Annotated in this window: 16 protein-coding genes; 2 read left to right on the top strand and 14 right to left on the bottom strand. The window is 59.2% G+C overall.

Annotated features, from left to right (window positions below; all coding sequences use genetic code 11):
* Positions 1 to 468 precede the first annotated feature (468 nt).
* From ASC97_RS29310 to ASC97_RS29260, 11 genes are all read right to left on the bottom strand, one after another.
* Complete coding sequence (locus ASC97_RS29310; protein WP_057471840.1) at positions 469 to 1,746, bottom strand: L-fuconate dehydratase; 1,278 nt, start codon at positions 1,744 to 1,746, stop codon at positions 469 to 471.
* Positions 1,747 to 1,816: 70 nt separating this feature from the next.
* On the bottom strand, positions 1,817 to 2,662 hold the full coding sequence (locus tag ASC97_RS29305; protein ID WP_057471839.1) for a fumarylacetoacetate hydrolase family protein: 846 nt from the start codon (positions 2,660 to 2,662) through the stop codon (positions 1,817 to 1,819).
* A gap of 31 nt (positions 2,663 to 2,693) precedes the next feature.
* Complete coding sequence (locus ASC97_RS29300; protein WP_057471838.1) at positions 2,694 to 3,428, bottom strand: SDR family oxidoreductase; 735 nt, start codon at positions 3,426 to 3,428, stop codon at positions 2,694 to 2,696.
* A gap of 13 nt (positions 3,429 to 3,441) precedes the next feature.
* A complete protein-coding gene (locus ASC97_RS29295) occupies positions 3,442 to 3,891 on the bottom strand; it encodes a MaoC/PaaZ C-terminal domain-containing protein (protein ID WP_057471837.1) in 450 nt (149 codons plus the stop codon).
* Positions 3,892 to 3,894: 3 nt separating this feature from the next.
* Entirely contained in the window at positions 3,895 to 4,971 is a 1,077-nt protein-coding gene (locus ASC97_RS29290; protein ID WP_057471836.1) for a Gfo/Idh/MocA family protein, read from the bottom strand.
* Complete coding sequence (locus ASC97_RS29285) at positions 4,964 to 5,293, bottom strand: L-rhamnose mutarotase (protein WP_057471835.1); 330 nt, start codon at positions 5,291 to 5,293, stop codon at positions 4,964 to 4,966. Before ASC97_RS29285 ends, ASC97_RS29290 begins: the two co-directional genes overlap by 8 nt.
* A gap of 10 nt (positions 5,294 to 5,303) precedes the next feature.
* The gene (locus ASC97_RS29280) at positions 5,304 to 6,416 is read right to left on the bottom strand and encodes a mandelate racemase/muconate lactonizing enzyme family protein (RefSeq protein ID WP_057471834.1); all 1,113 of its coding nucleotides are present in this window, start codon (positions 6,414 to 6,416) and stop codon (positions 5,304 to 5,306) included.
* A gap of 1 nt (position 6,417) precedes the next feature.
* Positions 6,418 to 7,515, bottom strand: a complete 1,098-nt coding sequence (locus ASC97_RS29275) for an ABC transporter ATP-binding protein (protein ID WP_057471833.1) — start codon at positions 7,513 to 7,515, stop codon at positions 6,418 to 6,420.
* A gap of 3 nt (positions 7,516 to 7,518) precedes the next feature.
* Positions 7,519 to 8,385: a carbohydrate ABC transporter permease gene (locus tag ASC97_RS29270; protein ID WP_057471832.1), complete on the bottom strand. Its 867-nt coding sequence runs from the start codon at positions 8,383 to 8,385 to the stop codon at positions 7,519 to 7,521.
* Positions 8,385 to 9,281, bottom strand: coding sequence for a carbohydrate ABC transporter permease (locus ASC97_RS29265; RefSeq protein ID WP_057471831.1), 897 nt, complete (start codon positions 9,279 to 9,281; stop codon positions 8,385 to 8,387). The genes ASC97_RS29270 and ASC97_RS29265 overlap by 1 nt, the downstream gene beginning before the upstream one ends.
* A gap of 77 nt (positions 9,282 to 9,358) precedes the next feature.
* Complete coding sequence (locus ASC97_RS29260; RefSeq protein WP_057471830.1) at positions 9,359 to 10,678, bottom strand: extracellular solute-binding protein; 1,320 nt, start codon at positions 10,676 to 10,678, stop codon at positions 9,359 to 9,361.
* Between the two features lie 170 nt (positions 10,679 to 10,848).
* On the opposite strand from ASC97_RS29260, the gene ASC97_RS29255 reads away from it, so the two are divergent.
* A complete protein-coding gene (locus tag ASC97_RS29255; RefSeq protein WP_057471829.1) occupies positions 10,849 to 11,637 on the top strand; it encodes an IclR family transcriptional regulator in 789 nt (262 codons plus the stop codon).
* Between the two features lie 32 nt (positions 11,638 to 11,669).
* Here the strand turns inward: ASC97_RS29255 and ASC97_RS29250 are convergent, their stop codons facing one another.
* The 3 genes from ASC97_RS29250 to ASC97_RS29240 are packed head-to-tail and all read right to left on the bottom strand — an operon-like array spanning position 11,670 to position 14,526.
* Positions 11,670 to 12,809, bottom strand: coding sequence for an ABC transporter substrate-binding protein (locus ASC97_RS29250; RefSeq protein WP_113001215.1), 1,140 nt, complete (start codon positions 12,807 to 12,809; stop codon positions 11,670 to 11,672).
* Complete coding sequence (locus ASC97_RS29245; protein ID WP_057471827.1) at positions 12,806 to 13,966, bottom strand: CaiB/BaiF CoA transferase family protein; 1,161 nt, start codon at positions 13,964 to 13,966, stop codon at positions 12,806 to 12,808. The genes ASC97_RS29250 and ASC97_RS29245 overlap by 4 nt, the downstream gene beginning before the upstream one ends.
* A gap of 5 nt (positions 13,967 to 13,971) precedes the next feature.
* The gene (locus ASC97_RS29240) at positions 13,972 to 14,526 is read right to left on the bottom strand and encodes a MaoC family dehydratase (protein WP_057471826.1); all 555 of its coding nucleotides are present in this window, start codon (positions 14,524 to 14,526) and stop codon (positions 13,972 to 13,974) included.
* Between the two features lie 266 nt (positions 14,527 to 14,792).
* On the opposite strand from ASC97_RS29240, the gene ASC97_RS29235 reads away from it, so the two are divergent.
* Entirely contained in the window at positions 14,793 to 15,512 is a 720-nt protein-coding gene (locus ASC97_RS29235; protein WP_057471825.1) for a GntR family transcriptional regulator, read from the top strand.
* The last annotated feature ends 464 nt before the right edge of the window (positions 15,513 to 15,976 follow it).

The following is a 15,976-nucleotide window of genomic DNA, read 5'->3' as shown; positions in this document are numbered from 1 at the left end:
AGCAGCGCCGCCGCCCTCGTTCAGTGAGGGGGCTTATACGGCGATCCCCTTTTCCAAGTCAACACACCCAAACAATGTTTTTTCACAATTTTGTAACATACTGATTCATAACACCGATTTTATTCGAGGGCGAACAGGGCCGGAACGGGGCGCCATCAGCTGACTCCGGCAATGCCGTTCGGCTTCCCTCGCCGGGACGTAGAGCCCTGGCAAAACGCACGCCCTGGAGGCCAAGCCGGCCGCAGAGCTCAGTTGATCGTTGTCACGTCTATTCCGCTGCGGCTGCAACAACCGGAAGCTTGCAAGGAGCCGGCTCTCGCCGGCCAGCGTCTGGCTGCCGCGATCGGATTTGCTATGGACCACGCTGACGAAAGGGACCTCTCTACATCTCAGACAAGCAGAACCGCGCTCAGCCGAGCGCGGTTCTGCTTCTTGCATCGGATGCACGATTGCCGGCGGATAGCCCCGCTATCCCTTGAAAGTATAGTTCTCGATGGAACTGCGCTTCATTTCGATCGAGAACCCAGCGCTTTCCGGTGGCATATAGGCTGCGTTCCGGATGATGCAGGGATCGACGAAATGTTCGTGCAGATGATCGACATACTCGATCACACGGCCGTCCTTGGTTCCCGAAACGGCGATGTAGTCGATCATCGACAGGTGCTGGACGTATTCGCACAGCCCCACACCGCCTGCGTGCGGCCAGACAGGCAGGCCGAATTTGGCGGCCACGAGCAGCACGGCAAGAACCTCGTTGAGGCCACCCATGCGGCAGCTGTCGATCTGCACGATATCGATCGCGCCTTCGGCGATGAACTGCTTGAACATGATCCTGTTCTGGCACATCTCGCCGGTCGCAACCTTGACAGGGCCGATCGCCTCACGAATTTTCCGATGGCCCGCCACGTCGTCCGGGCTGGTCGGCTCTTCGATGAAATACGGCTTGGCAAAGGCCAGCTTTTTCACCCAATCTATGGCCTGTCCCACCTCCCAAACCTGATTGGCGTCGATCATCAGGTAGCGATCCGGTCCGATGACCTCGCGTGCAATGGTGAGGCGGCGAATATCGTCTTCAAGATCACGCCCGACCTTCATCTTGACGTGGTTGAAGCCCGCATCGATCGCCTCCTGGCAAAGCCTGCGCAGCTTTTCCTCGGAATAGCCGAGCCATCCGGCCGATGTGGTGTAGCACGCATAGCCGTCCCGCTTCAGCGTGGCGATGCGTTCGGCCTTCCCCGGTTCGGCTCTTTTCAGAATGTCTACCGCCTCATCGCGGGTCAGCACATCGGTCATGTAGCGATAATCGACGATATCGGCGATTTCCTCGGGCGACATCTCGGCGACCATCTGCCAGACCGGCTTGCCGGCGCGTCGAGCCAACATATCCCAGACCGCATTGACCACGGCGCCCGTGGCAAGATGGATGGCACCCTTCTCCGGACCGATCCAGCGCAATTGGCTGTCACTCGTCAGATGCCGCCAGTATCTGCCGGGCGCAGCGAGGATCTCGTCGAGGTCCGTTCCGACAACCAGATGTTCCATCGCGCGGATCGCCATGCAGCAGATGTCGTTGCCGCGGCCAATCGTGAACGTCAGCCCGTGGCCTTCAAGCCCCGGCTCGTCGGTGCCGAGAATGACGTAGGCGGCGGAGTAGTCCGGATCGGGGTTCATCGCGTCCGAACCGTCGAGGCTGAGCGAGGTCGGAAATCGCAGATCGAAAACTTGCATTCTGGTAATGCGGGGCATTGAAACCTCCAGTGCTGGCGGGTGTCCGGGGGTGAACCCGTAGACGCAGGATGTCGACGAATGACGCGGTTCAGATGTCGGCTATGGCAGTCTGCTTCTGGCAGCCAAGCCGTTCGATACCAAGTTCGACCACATCGCCCGGCTTCAGGTAACGCGGCGGCTTCATGCCCATACCCACGCCCGGTGGCGTACCGGTCGATATGATGTCACCTGGCTGCAGGGACATGAACTGCGAGAGGTAGGATACCAGATAGGCCACGCCGTAGACCATCGTCTTGGAGGAGCCGTCCTGCATGGTTTCGCCGTTGACCTTCAGCCACATGCCGAGGTTTTGGGGATCGCCCGCTTCGTCCTTCGTCACGAGCCAAGGACCTGTCGGGCCGAAAGTGTCGCAGGACTTGCCCTTCGTCCACTGTCCTTGTCTCTCGATCTGGAAGGCGCGCTCCGAGACGTCATGGATGGTGCAATAGCCAGCAACGTAGTCGAGTGCCTCGGCCTCGGTCACATACTTGGCCTTCCGACCGATAACGACGCCGAGTTCGACCTCCCAATCCGTCTTTTCCGAACCGCGCGGAATGACGAGATCATCATTCGGGCCGACAATTGCGGAGGTCGCTTTCATGAAGATGATCGGCTCCGGAGGAACCGTCGCGCCCGTCTCGGCCGCGTGGTCGGAATAGTTGAGGCCGATGCAGATAAATTTGCCTGTACCGGCAACGCAGGGACCCAATCGCGGCGTTCCCGTCACTGCGGGCAGGCTCTCGATATCAAGCCGCGACAGGTCGGCAAGCTTGCCTGGATCGAGAGCGGCACCGGATAGATCCGGGATATTGCCCGAAAGGTCCCGGATGACGCCGTCGGCAGCAAGGATGCCCGGCCGCTCATGGCCGGGCTCGCCGTAACGAAGAAGTTTCATGATATTTTCCTGATGGGCATATTTGAAAGTGTCAGATCGTCCAGCCGCCATCGATGGCGAATGCCTGGCCGGTCGTATAGGTTGCACCGGCCACGTAAACAGCAAGTTCGGCGATCTCTTCCGGAGTACCGATGCGGCCGATGGGCTGGCGGGCGATGAACGCAGCGCGCGCAGCATCGAAGTCTCCTTGCGCGCGCAGCCGGTCCTGCAGCGAAGGGCTTTCGACCGTACCCGGGCAGATCGCGTTGCAGCGAACGCCCCGCGCAACGTAATCTGCCGCCACGGCCTTGGTGAGGCCGATCACCGCGGCCTTGGTCACACCGTAGGCGAAGCGATTGGGAACGCCTTTCACACTGGAGGCGACGGACGCCATGTTGACGATGGAACCGTCGTTTCGCTCCAGCATTCCGGGCAGAACCGCCCGTATCGTGCGGATCATCGCCTTGACGTTCAGATCGAAGGCAAAATCGAGATCCTTGTCCGGCATCTCGAGGATACTGCCGTTGTGAACCACCCCTGCGCAATTGAAGAGCACATCGACGACGCCGATCTCGGCGGCGAGCGCCTTGACCTCATCATCGTCGAGGACATTGAGTTTTCGGGTGTTTACTCCATTTTCGCCGGCGATTTGCGAAAGAACGTCAGCGTTGATGTCAGTCGCATAAACCTTTGCACCGGCTTTAGCGAAGGCAAGCGCGGAGGCGCGGCCGATGCCTTGCGCCGCCGCGGTGATCAGCACTGTCTTACCCTTGAGATAATCGGTCATTGTATCCGCTCTTTCACTGGGATTTGCGTTCGACGATCAGGATGTGATCGGCCGCCAGAACGACTTCGTTCCGTTGATTGAGAACTTCGCAGCGTTCGACGACCCTGCCCACATGCTTTCGCTTGGGATCGTCCTCCTTGGACGAAATCGTCACGCGCGTACGGATCGTATCGCCTATATGAACAGGGCGCACGAAGCGAAGGCGGTCGTAGCCATACGAAAACGCAACCGGGTTGATCAGGGATGCCGTCAGTCCGACGCCGATCGAAAAGACCATGGTACCGTGAGCAATGCGCTGGCCACCCGGGAGGGTCTTGGCAAACTCAGCATCCATGTGATGCGGGAAGAAATCGCCGGTATGGCCTGCATGCACGACAAAGTCCGTCTCGGTGATCGTCCGTCCTGTCGTCATCCTTTCGTCGCCAATCCGATAGTCTTCGAAATGAATGATCTGTTCGCCCATGCCCTAAGCCTTTGGAAGGGTTGCGAGCGGCGTTGCCGGCGCAGCGCTCGATTGATAGGCCGCCTCGACAAGAGCCATGGTGTGCCAAGCGTCTTCGGCCGATCCAACGAGTTCCATATCCTCGCCGCACGCGAAGCGCTGCAGATTTGCCATGCGGTTGACAAAGGCGTCCGGAAACCAGGAGCCCTCAAGCTCCACCTCCGACCAGTCCCCACCATCGGGCTTGATCCACAGAGCGTCTGGCTCGCCGCGGGGATAGTCGAGATTGATGCCGAGCTTGATATAGGCGGCGCCCCGCGTTCCGGAGATACGGAATTCGCAGGCCTGAAACTTGCGCCCGAAATCGTGGTCGTGATTGACCGACAAAACACACCGCACTTTGTCTCCATAGTCGAGTATGGCGGCCGTGCGGGTTTGCGCCACGTCGTGGTTCGGGTGCCCTACAGTCTTTGCGTGAACGCCGTCGGGGTTGCCCAGGAGACTGCGAACAAAGTCGAAATAGTGAATCGAGTGCATCGCGATCTCGATCCGTGGCAGGCCCTTGAGGAAGGGCCAGAGTCCCCATGGAGTGGAGAGCGCGAGCCAGGCATCGAAATCGACGATGTCACCGAGATATCCCTCGCGCACTGCGTCCTTTAGCGCGAGCATCATCGGCGCAAACCGAAGCTGGAAATTGACGGCGGCGCGGAGATCTCGCGCGCGGCAGATCGACAGGATCTCGGTGGCCTGTGCCAGATCGCCGCCCATCGGCTTCTGGATCAGGACAGACGCACCTTGCGGCAATTGCGACAATATGCCGGCATGGGCGGCAGGCGGCGTCGCAAGGTCGAAGATGGCGCCCTCCACGGCGGCGGCCTCCTCGCAGGTCGCAAATACGGAGATACCCCATTGCGCAGCGAGCTCCTCAGCCTTTACGCGGTTCGGATCGTAAATCCCGGCAACCGGAAAGCCACCCTTCCGATAGGCCGGAAGGTGTGCATCACCGACGATGCTTCCAGCACCGAAGATGACAATCGGTTTCGGAGCGGCCGGCCTTGGCCACCATTGCTGCAAACGACGCGGATCGAATGACTTAGTCATGATGGAATACCTCCTCCATCATCGCCCACCATTCGCCGTCCTTGCGTGTTTCCAACGGCTGCTGGCAAGGCATGCAGACCGCCCACCATTCCTTGTTCCTTGGATGACTGGCCATTTTTGCCATATCTGCTTCGAAATCGGCGCCGACGTAGTCCCATGTTCCGAATAGCAGGTTCTCCGGTTCCTTCAGGAAAATCGTATAGTTGGTTATGTTGCACTCGGAGATCAGCGCCAGGATGTCGGGCCACACCGCCGAGTGAAGCCGCTTGTATTCAGCGATCTTCCCTGGTTTGAGCGCGATTACCATTCCCATACGTTGCATGGCACATCTCCTAAGCGCGGAACTCGGCGGTAAATTCCGGGATCGATCGCGCTTTCACCGCATCCCAGTCCCAAGCGATGCCGATCCCGGTCGCCGAGGGGGCGATCGCCTTTCCGTCGACGATCTCCATACCCTTGGTGGTTAGATCGTCGAGTTGGGGAATATACTCGACATACTTGCCGTTCGGCACAGCGCAGACGAGGCTGACATGCAGCTCCATCAGGAAGTGGGGGCAAACGGGGATGTCGAACGCCTCTGCCGCATGCGCAACCTTCAGCCAAGGCGTGATGCCACCGATCCTGGCGACGTCTACCTGCACGATCGAGCAAGCGCCTTTCTGCATGTATTCGCGGAAATGGCGGATCGAATAGATCGATTCGCCCACTGCAATCGGCGTTGGCGTCGAGCGGGTGAGCCGGATATGTCCGTCAAGATCGTCGGCCGGCAACGGTTCCTCGATCCAGGCAAGGTCGAGCTCCTTCAGACGCGCGGCGCGGCGGATTGCTTCGTCAACGGTAAAGCCCTGATTGCAGTCAGTCATAATCTCGAAGCCATCGCCCAGGGCGGCACGCATCGCGGACAGACGAGCATAGTCTTCCGCGCCATGCGGCTTGCCGATCTTGACCTTTGAGCCTGAAAAACCCTTCGCCTTGGCCTGCAAAGCGTCCTCGACAAGTGCTTCCTTTTCGATGTGGAGCCAGCCGCCCTCGGTGGTATAGAGCGGGCAGCGATCCTTAGCGCCGCCGGCGAGTTTCCATAGCGGCAGGTTCTGTTTCTTGGCCCGCAGATCCCAAAGTGCCGTGTCCACGGCCGCAAGGGCCAGCGCGGTGATGACCCCGATGGTCGTCGCATGCGTAGCGAATTCCATCTTGTGCCATATCGCTTCGATGCAGTCGGCATCCTCTCCGATCAAAATCGGGACCAGATGGTCCGACAACAGCCGCATGACGGACGAACCACCCGTGCCGATCGTGTAGCTGTAACCTGTGCCGACTGCCCCGTCGCTATCCGTTATGGTGACGATGGGAGTTTCCTGGCTGACGAAGCTCTGGATCGCATCCGTGCGCTTAACCTTCGGTGGAAGGTCCACCATTCTCAGTTCAATTTTCTCTATCTTCGCCATGTCAGATGTCCAAGGTCTTGCCGGTCTCGATATCGAAGAGGTGCGCCTTTGAGAGGTCGAAGCTCATCGGCACCTTCTCTCCGGTCTGCAGCGGTCGTGGGTTGAGCATGCGCGAAACCCAGTCGCGGCCATTGAACTGGGTGAAAACCAGAGTCTCGTTGCCGAGCGGTTCGGTGATCGAGACGGTCAGCTCGGACTGATGGACCGCACTTGCCTCGCCGCCGTGCAATCCGTGACCTGTCGGGTAGACATCGTCGGGGCGCAACCCGAAGGACACCTTCTGTCCTTCGCTGACACGCGTGCTGAACCGTGGCGGAACCGGTAGCCGTGCGCCGCCGGAGAATACGAGTTCCCCGCCGCTGACTGTCGCCTCGTCCATATTCATCGGCGGCGATCCAATGAAGCCTGCCACGAATTTGGTTGCCGGCTTCCTGAAGACGTCCTCCGGCGTTCCCACCTGCTCGATATAGCCATCCCGCATGATGACAATTCGATCCGAGAGCGTCATCGCCTCGATTTGGTCGTGGGTCACATAGATCATGGTTGCCTGCATGCGTGCATGCAGTTTCTTGATCTCGGTGCGGACCTGCGTGCGCAACTTGGCGTCAAGGTTCGACAGTGGCTCGTCGAACAGGAAGACCTCCGGTTGCCGAACGATAGCGCGCCCCATGGCAACGCGTTGGCGCTGACCGCCCGAAAGCTGGGCTGGCCGACGCTCGAGAAGGTGCGACAGATCGAGGATCGTCGCTGCCTCGGCAACCCGCTCCTTGATCTCGTCAGCTGAGCGGCCTGCAATTTTCAGGGAAAAACCCATGTTCTCGGCCACGCTCATATGCGGATAGAGCGCATAGGACTGGAAGACCATGGAGATATTCCGTGCTCTCGGCGGCAGGTCGTTCACAACTGTATTGCCGATTTCGATCTGGCCGCCGCTGACATCCTCGAGCCCCGCGATCATGCGCAACGTGGTCGATTTTCCGCAACCCGAGGGGCCGACCAATGCTATGAACTCGCGATCCTTGACCTCGAGATCTATGCCGTGAACGACCTCCAGGGCGCCGTAGCGCTTGACGAGTTTCCTGAGCGTTACATGAGCCATGAGTTATCCTTTTACCGCACCGAAGGTGAGGCCCGAGACCAGATGTTTCTGGATGATGAAGGTGAGTGTCAGTGCCGGAACGATCATGATGACCGCAAGAGCGCACATCCCGCGCCAGTCGATGGTGAACTCTGCTGTGTAGTCGAGAAGTCCGACAGGCAGGGTCTTGGAGTTGACCGATCGGGTGATCTGCGAAGCCAGCGCATATTCATTCCACGACGTGAGGAAGGCAAATATCCCAGCCGATGCGATCCCGGGCCCAGCCAACGGAAATTCCACCTGCCAGAATGCCTGCCATGGCGTGCAACCGTCGATCTGCGCGGCCTCAGCAAGATCCTTCGGCACCTGTCTGAAGAACCCGTCGATCAGCCAGATCGTGAAGGGCACGTTCAGCGCGACATAGGTGATGATGAGAGCGAAGTGCGTGTCGATGATGCCGGTGCGCGCATAGATCATGAAGATCGGCAGCGAGAGCGCGATACCGGGCACTGCTCGCGTCAGCATGAAGCCGAGGAAGATCGCCGACTTGGCCTTGAACCGGTAGCGCGCGAAGGCATAGCCGCCGGCCATTCCGATTGCGAGCGCGATCAGCGTCGATGTGACGGATATGATCAACGAATTGCGGAAATAGTCCCATACGGGAACCCCGCCCTGCCCTGCACCCGAAAACATGGCGCGATAGGCATCGAGCGATATCGTTTCGGGGATCCAGACCGGCGGCTTGGCCATGATCTCGACTGTGGGGCGCATCGACGACAGCACGATCCAGAGGCCCGGCAGGCAAATCACGGTCATTGCCAGGAACAAGCCGATGAGGTGCGCGACCTTTAGTATCCGGCGGCGCAGACGATGTGAGGAGACGACGTCCATTACCACTCCGCTCCGATCTGCTGGCGGGCAGCCGCGAGCTTGCGAAAGAAATACACGGTGAAGAGAATAGAAAGCAGGATAGCGACATACGCCATGGCATTCGCCATACCCATTCTTGCATCGCTGTAGGCGGTGCGGCCGATCAGCGTCCAAAGCAATTCCGTGCGCTTGGCCGGCCCGCCGTCAGTCATGATCTTCACGATGTCATATGCGCGCGCAACGTCGAGCGAGCGAATGGTCATCGCGATATAGGCAAACGGCATCAGGTACGGCCAGGTTACATAACGGAAGGTCTGCCAAGGTGTGCAGCCATCGACATGTGCTGCTTCCACCGGGTCCCTGGGCATTGCAAGCAGGCCCGCCAGGATGAGGATCGCGAAGACAGCTGTCGATGACCACACTTCCGCGATGACGATCGAGATCAGCGCCAGATTTCCGTCGATGAGCCACGGGATCGCCTGATCGGTAATGCCCAGCGACTGCAGTGCATTGTTGACGAAGCCGATATTGTCGTTGAACATGAACTTGAACTGGAAGCCGACGAGAACCGGTGAAAACATCATCGGAAACATCATGACGGTGCGCAGTACGCGCTGCCCGTGAGTCGCCTTGTTGACCAAGAGCGCAAGCCCGAGACCAAGCAGCATTTCCAAATTCAGCGCGACTGTCAGCAACACCACCGTGCGCGCAAAAGCGATCCAGAATTCCCGATTGGTCAGGACGCTGGCATAGTTGCGCAAGCCAATGAAAACGAAGAGCGAATCCGGTTTTGTCAGGCGGAACGGCGTGAAGCTCGAATACAAAGAGAATAGGAGCGGCAATATGATCACGGCCGCCAAAACGATGAAGGCCGGCGTCAGCAGCAAGACTGGTGCCGAGAGTCTGGAGATCTTCATCGAAGGTCATCCTGCAATTCAATGAAAGGAAAGGCGGCGCCGGCTTGTTCGCCGACGCCGCCTCGGTAATGCGCAGTTTAGAGTTTGCCGGCGTCCTGGAGGATGGCAGTGGCCTTTTCAGCCGCTGTATCCAGCGCTTGCTTCGAGGTCTTGTCACCGAGGATCGCCGCCTGAAGCTCAGGGTAGACGGCATTCGAGATCTCGATCCACTCAGGCGTCTGCGGGACCGGGAAGGCATGCTTCGCCGCTTCCTGGAAGGCTTGCAGAACCTCAGTCTTGTAAGCGTCTCCTTCGGCGGCCTTGATGTTGAAGTCCCACACCGCACTGCGGGTGGGCAACGGCCCGGCGGCCGATTCCAGCTTCTGGCTGTCCTCGTTGGTCAACCACCAAACGAGCGAGGCGGCAGCATCTTTATGAGCGCACGATTCGGTGACCGAGAAGCCGTGATGGCCCGACCAGCCGGTACGCTTGCCGGAGGACCCGGCTGGCTGAACCTTCACGCCAACATTGCCGGCAACTTTGGAAGACTTCGGATCGTTGAAGAAGCTTGCCCAGCCCGGCCAGTCAAGGTTGAGCGCGATCGAGCCGGAGGCAAAGCCCTGGCCAAGATCGTCCCAGAGATAATTGGTCGTGCCCGGAGGCACTGCCTTTGCCTTGTAGAGATTGACGAACCAGTCGAGCGCCTTGACGCCGGCGTCGGAATTGAATGCCGGACGGCCGTCCTTGTCGAGATATTCCCCGCCTTCGGCGACCAGCATCTCGAAGAAGCGACCGTTGATGGCCTCTTCCTTTCCTGCAAACTGCGTACCGTAGAAATTCGGCGGGGACGCGAAGAATTCCGCCTGGTCGGTTACCTGCTGCCAGGTGTCCGGCGGCACAAGGTCATAGCCGTACTTTGCCTTGAATGCGGTCTTCTTGGCTTCGTCGCTGTAGAGGTTCTTCTGGTAATAGAGCGCAGACACATCGAATTGCGCACGCGGCAGCATTACCAGCTTGCCGTTCAGCGTCGACGCCTTGATGACGGCGGGAACGAAGGCGGCAACCTCCTCAGCGGGCAGCAGTGCCGACAGATCCGTGTAGATGTCCGGATACTGCGGGGCGAAGGACGAGTGGTTGGAACCAACGCACCAGCTTATGCCGCCGGTCGCGATATCCGACTTGATCTCCTTGTCGAGTTCGAAGTGGTTCTTCTTGGAGAGGATATTGACCTTGGCGCCGGTCTCCTTCTCCCATTCGCCGATCCGCTGGTACAGCTTTTCGTACTGCTGGCCACCGATCAACTTGGCATCGATGGTCACCCCTTCAAACTTGCCCGGCAGGTCGGCGGCATTTGCCGCACCACATGCCAATGCAAGTGCAATCACCCCGACCGATACGCCGGAAAGCAGCTTGTTCATGTACTTCCTCCTCCCCTTGCCCAGACCTCTCCCGGTCCAAGGCATCCTCATGTGTGAGAAACTGATTTATATACAAACAACATTTTCACGGGAGGTCAAGCGGTAACTTCGTTTGTAAAAGCGCCATTATTCGTATACGGATGTCTGTATTCACGGAGAAACCGCTACAAATGGAAAACGACGATTCAGATCGTTATCGCGCTCCCGCGCTCGACAAGGGACTGGACATCCTGGAATTGCTTGCCAGCGTCGATGGCGGGCTGACGCAGGCGGAAATATCCAAAAGGCTAGATAGAAGCCCCAACGAGTTCTATCGGATGCTCGACCGGCTTGTACGGCGCGGCTACGTCACCCGTATCGACGGGGATCGCTACTCGCTTACGTTGAAGCTTTTTGGCCTCGCGCAACTGCATGCGCCTGTTCGCCGGCTCGCCTCCTACGCCACCCCCCTCATGCGGGAGCTTGCGAACAATTCCAGGCAAGCCAACCAGCTCGCTGTGTTCGATCGCGGTTCAGCAGTGGTGGTCGCGCAGCAAGAAGCCCCGGAATATTGGGGGATTTCCATCCGCGTCGGTTCTCATATCAGCCTGTTCGACACGGGGTCGGGCCACGTCCTGCTCGCGTTCCGTTCCCCGGAAGAGCGGGAAATGATGATTTCGGAACATGTGAAAAGCCGAAGTGAAGTCGTGCTGTCTGACGACTTCTATGCGCGCCTGGATCAGATCCGCGAGCGCGGCTATGAAATGATGGCCAGCATCCAGACTGCAGGCGTCTATAACCTCTCAGCGCCGGTCCTCGGGCCCGACGGCAAGGGAATTGCCGCCTTGACCGTTCCCTATATCACGCTTGTAAACAGCCCTGCAGCGCCGGATATAACGAAGACAATCTCGCTGTTGGTCGAAACCGCAAGACAGCTGTCGCTTCTGGCAGGATCCGACGTTACGCCCTCGGCGGACTGACCCGCTGGACAGGAGCTTCGGTGCGGGACGCTCTATCCCGCTCCGAAACTGGCAACGAACAACCCGTTCAAGCTCGCGACGATCTGCTCCGCTGGTTCGCCGCCAAGCAAGCCGCTATTGATGCAGTCCGAACCCTCTTGCTGGAATGCCATGTAGCCATTGTGCCTCGGCCTGATCCAGGAGGATTCCAAAGTGTCGCGTGTCCCACGATAGAAATCGTCCGTCGACGCGTTGACCGTGCCCTCTTCCCAAGCCCGGGCATTGCCAGGCTGACCGCCAGCCGCAGCGTAGTGGCCGCTCTGAACGTCACCGCTCGCCACCCAATAGGCGAAGTCGATTGCTTGGGCGCGCGCTCCGGAAAACGCCGACACGGCGATGCCTGTGCCGCCGAGCGCCGAGCCCACAGGGCCGAGATTGCCTGCCGCGGGAATATTGCCGAAGCGCAAGGGATAGTGCCTGAAGCCCGCGATTGAATAGCTGACGTAACCATAGATCAGCGGTGAGCAGGCAACACTCGCTCCTTCTGCCGACATCCGCTCCAGAACCGCGATTGGGTCCAGGTCGAAGCAGACGGGATCGAGGTGCCTGACCAGCTCGCGCATCAGGTTCACCACGCGTGCTCCCGCAGCCGCGTCGATAAGCGTACCCTTGCCGTTGCTGCGGCAAGGCGTGCCGAGGTTGGCGGCAAGCGTATAGAAAGTCATCAGCGAGTGCGGCGGCCGCAGGGGTAAAAGCACGAGACCTTTCGCCGCGAGATCGAGAACATCGCTCCAGCGCGACGGTGGCCGCGCGACAAGGTCGGGGCGCACGGCCTGAACCTGCGTTGCCGCATCGATCGGAAAGGCCCATTGATGGCTATCCCACTCGTAACTCTCGTAGGAGCCGCCGACGCTTTCCGCGTGAAGTGCCAACCGTTCAGCTTCTCGTCCGGCAACATCGAGCGGCGCAAGGCAACCCTCGCCGGTGATCTGGCCGACATGGGGATGGTCGATGACGATCAGATCGAAGGCTCGCGCGAGCTCATCGACAGGATAGGTTTCGAAATCCTGTAGCGACCGCTTCTCCCAGATCACGTTGACGCCGGTCTTTTCCTGCCAGATATGCGAGCAGGCGACCAAGGGGTCATATCCGCGCGGATGGCTCCAGGTCATACCCTTCAGCGTGATGCTCATAATCCGAACTCCTCGCGGATGGCAGCGCTGTGCTCGCCGATGCGAGGCGCGGCACGCTCGAATTTTGGACGCTGCCCGTTCACCCTCAGCGGAGAGCGGGTGGTATGAATGGTGACATTGTCATCCCGGGTAACAGTCTGGAGCATGTCGAGGACCGAGAAGCCTTCGCTCTCCAGAAGTTCGTTCCAGTTCAACACCTTCGCGCACCAGATATCGGCGGGCTCAAGCACCGCGAGCCAATCCGCTACCGACCCCATCGCGATCTTCGCGGCGATCATGGCCTTGATGGTGTCGCGGCTGGTAAACCAGGAGGCAGAGTCGTCTCGGTACTTGTCGAGTTCCGGCATGTCGAGCAGGTCGGCCAGCTTCGGAATTGGGGTCATGGCTATGGCGAGATAGCCGTCCTTGGCGGGATAGACCCCATAAGGCGCTGAAAGATAGGCATGGGCGCTGCGGAAATCGGCACGTTTGGGCAGGCGGCGTCCGTCGTTCAGGAACGTCGTCAGAACCTCGAACTGAAAGTCGACAAGTGCCTCGAGAAGACTGGTTTCGACAAGGCTGCCCTTGCCGGTGACGCCGCGCCGGACGAGCGCCGCCAGGAGGCCCTGGGCAAGCGCCGCGCCAGCGAGCATATCGCCGACGGCGAGACCGAAGGGCACCGGCCCCTGGCTTTCGTCGCCATTCAACCACATCACACCGGAGCGCGATTGCGCCAGAAGATCCTGGCCGGGGCGCTTGACCCACGGCCCTTCCTCGCCATAGCCGCTGATCGAGCCATAGACGATACGCGGGTTGATCGCCTTCACCGCGGCGTAATCGAGCCCGAGGCGTTCGATGACGCCGGGGCGGAAATTCTGGATTACCACATCGGCCTTCGCCAGCAGCGTCTTCAACGACTGCATGTCCGCGGCGTTCTTCATGTCGATGGCGAGGCTTTCCTTGGCGCGGTTGATCGCGTGGAAAATGGTCGAGTCGCCGCCGATCTCAGTGTCACTGAGATAGAGGCGTCTCGACAGATCCCCTCCGTCAGGACGCTCGATCTTGATCACCCGGGCGCCAAGATCCTGCAGACGCAGCGAACAATAGGGACCCGACAGGAACTGGCTCATATCGACGACGACAAGGCCATCGAGCGGCAAGACATTCTCTTCCGACATTTTTGCTATTTCTCTGTCTTGCCGACGAAGTCGGCGGGATTTGCGTATTTGACGGTCTGAAGGTGCTCGCAGTAGAGAACCAATTCGCCTTCGTTCTTGAAGACCTCGTAGCTTGCCCGGATCAGGCCGAGGTCCTGATAGCGCGGTCGTTTGTCGAGGTTGGTCCGGATGGTGTAGATCGTGTCCCCGATAAAGACAGGCTTTATGAAGCGCAGCCTGTCGTAACCATACGAAAACGCGTTCACGCAGTTCGTCGCGACAAGTCCGAGGCCGGCTGAAAACACGAACGCACCGGCCACCAGCCTGCGTCCGAACAGACCTTCCGTCTCGGCGAAGATCTGATCCTGCACATAGGGATGGATATCCGTAACCAAGGCGTTGAACAGATGGCTATCGCCCTCACCGAGCGTCCGGCGCAACGATCTTATCTTCTGTCCGACGGGCCAATCTTCATAAAACCAGTTCTCGGCATTCCAAACCGGTATCTCGGCATGATCTGCAGGCATCGTCTTCGCTCCCTTCGAAGACGCACCGCCCCTCATTGACGCACTCTCGGTCATAGGCTCTTCCTCTCCCTCGACCACGCGGCCGAGGCCTGGGTTCCGTTGGCTCCCGGATGGTCACGAACGATACCAATTCTTCCCATGTAAATACAATGTTCACATATGGATTATTTTTACAAGTCCGAAATTAGCCGTCGGTCAGCCATGAGCAGACCGACGGCCGACGCGAAAGCCGCCGCCCGTCTGGTAACGCGCACTTGATATGTCGACAAATTGTGTGCAGAAATGACAGTCGCCTCATCCGCTTGCAGAAGGACGCGTCAATGACGACTACCAGCCCGGAGCCTAGTCGCGATGTCAATAGAGCCCGAGGCTCGGGCACGCAATCAGTCTATACCACAATCCGTAGCGAAATTCTCTCGATGTCGTTGGAACCCGGCAGCCCGCTCGACGAGGTGCGGCTTTCCGAACGCTTTGGGATGTCGAGAACGCCTATTCGCGAAGCGCTGTTGCGCCTGGCAGCGGACGGGCTGGTGACGACGCTGCCGAACCGCAACACAATCGTTGCGACGATCGACTTTGCGACATTGCCGACCTATTTCGATGCACTGACGCTCATGTACCGCGTGACCACGCGAGGCGCAGCAACAAAGACGAATCCGGCGACCATGCTGCAAATCCGCGTGCATCAGGAGAACTTTGCCCGTGCCGTCGTCGCAAGAGATGCTTATGCGATGATCGAGGCGAACAGGGAGTTTCACGTTGCCATCGCCGAGCAAGGTGGCAATCCGTACTATACGGCCTTCTTCTCCCGTCTCCTCGATGAAGGGCGCCGAATTCTCAGGCTTTACTATTCAACTTTCGACGACAGACTGCCCCGTCAATATGTAGAGGAGCATGAGCAGCTCATTGCGGCCATCGAAGCCGGCGACGTCGAAAAGGCAGATCGCCTCGCAATCGAACACGCAGCCCAGATCGTGCGGCAGATTCAGGAATATATCGCGCGCGAAACCAGCAATGCGCGCGAAATAAAGAACCTCTGAAGCCGGACAGTCGGCGCAACCAGCCATTCAGCTACGTCCCTTGCGAATTGATCCACGGAGAGATGAATGAGAGTTGCCGGCTTCCTGGTCTTATCGAGCATGCTGGGGATTTTTGTCCAGCCAGCCTTTGCCGGCCCCCGCGACGGCGAGTGGATTCCTCCAGCTCGATACGATCACCCGTATCCCGGCAGGTTGACGATCCACAAGATCCCTCAGCTGCAGCTGAAGGCAGCGTGCAACGCACTCTTCGCCCGACACGACGTACCCGACAAAGCAATCGGGGATATGCGGGGCTGTAGCGCTCAACGTGCCAACCGATGCGAGATCATTGCCGTCGACAGGACTTACAAGGGAGCAACGCCGGAGGCCGTTGTTCGCCACGAAACTGGTCATTGCAACGGGTGGCCGTCAAATCATCCACCGTGAACGCATTGATGCCGTCGCGATCGCGCCGACGGCGTCAT

Source organism: Rhizobium sp. Root1203, from assembly GCF_001424945.1.
In the GTDB taxonomy this organism is placed as follows: domain Bacteria; phylum Pseudomonadota; class Alphaproteobacteria; order Rhizobiales; family Rhizobiaceae; genus Rhizobium.
Note: the sequence above shows the minus strand (reverse complement) of the source record. Positions and strands in the feature narration are given on the sequence as shown.